Source organism: Azonexus caeni (genome assembly GCF_048146105.1).
Lineage (GTDB): Bacteria > Pseudomonadota > Gammaproteobacteria > Burkholderiales > Rhodocyclaceae > Azonexus > Azonexus aromaticus_B.
Window position 1 is genome coordinate 1 of sequence record NZ_JBKJAD010000059.1, and the last position, 1,274, is coordinate 1,274.

The following is a 1,274-nucleotide window of genomic DNA, read 5'->3' on the forward strand; positions in this document are numbered from 1 at the left end:
CAGGGCTTCCGCACTCGAACCGCATATTCCCGAATGACATGACCGATAGCAGATAGTCGTTAACCTTCAACACCTTATGCAAGCATCTTGTGAACCCATTGGAAATCACGTCTACTCTCTCCTTTTGGGCGACGAGAGTGGCTGCAAACAATGGGGTGTCCTTGATGAGCTGTTTGACCGAAATCGATGATCCGCGCAGTCCCAGCAATGGCACCTTGCACGACTTCCGGGAAATTCTGGTGATGGCCGTTGCCGCCATGCTCTCGGATTGCGACACCGTTGAGGACATCGCCTTCTGGGCGCGCAAGAAGGAAACGTGGCTGCGCCAGTTTTTGGTGCTGAAAAACGGGATTCCGTCCGAGGACACGTTTCTGCGCATCTTCCGTGCCCTTGACCCGAAGCACTTCGAGGCCGCGTTCCGCCGCTGGGTTAGCGGCGTGGTGGGCGCCCTGAGCGGCACGATTGCCGTCGACGGGAAGACGGTGCGAGGCTCGGGGAGCGGCGGCGAAAGTGCGATCCATATGGTCAGTGCCTTCGCCACCGAATTGGGCGTGGTCCTCGGACAGGAAAAGGTGGCCGAGAAATCCAACGAGATCACCGCCATTCCGGAGTTGCTCGAAGCCTTGTACCTCAAGGGTTTGCTCGTTAGCATCGATGCCATGGGGTGCCAGAAGGGTATTGCCCGCCAAATCACGGACCAAGGCGGCGACTATCTGTTGATGGTCAAGGGCAACCAGCCAACGCTGCTTGCGGCGGTCGAAACGGCCTTCATCGATGCCGCGCCCATCGACCGGCATCAGCTGGCTGAAAAGTCCCATGGCCGTCTCGTCGGTCAGATGGCATCGGTGCTGCCGGCCAAGGGGATCGTCGATGCCGCGGACTGGCCAAAATGCAAGACGATCGGCCGCATCGACTCGGTCCGCTGGGTGGGTGATCGGGAATCCGCGCTGGAACAGCGCTACTACATCAGCTCGCGCGACTTGCGCGCTGAAGCGCTTGCCGCAGCGGTCAAATCGCACTGGGCGATCGAGAACCGGCTTCATTGGGTCCTCGATGTCAGTTTCGGTGAGGATGGCAGTACGATCCGCAAGGACAATGCGCCGCAGAATCTCTCGCTGCTCAAGAAAATCGTCCTCAACATCATCCGTACCGATACCACCCACACCGCCAAAGCCAGCTTGCGCCTCAAGCGTAAAGCTGCCGCCTGGGATGATGAGGTCAGAATGAACATGCTCGGACTCAGACCATTATGCTAGGCGAGTGCGGAGCCCCTG

The 1,274-nt window shown here is 59.0% G+C and carries 1 protein-coding gene; it reads left to right on the plus strand.

Annotated features, from left to right (window positions below):
• The first annotated feature begins 164 nt into the window (after positions 1–164).
• Positions 165–1,256, plus strand: a complete 1,092-nt coding sequence (locus tag ACLIIZ_RS21055) for an ISAs1 family transposase (protein ID WP_416695655.1) — start codon at positions 165–167, stop codon at positions 1,254–1,256.
• Positions 1,257–1,274: the final 18 nt, after the last annotated feature.

What these genes read in the sequence shown, in the direction of transcription:
- ACLIIZ_RS21055 (WP_416695655.1), top strand. Translation starts at nt 165, where the DNA reads ATGAGCTGTTTGACCGAAATCGATGATCCGCGCAGTCCCAGCAATGGC.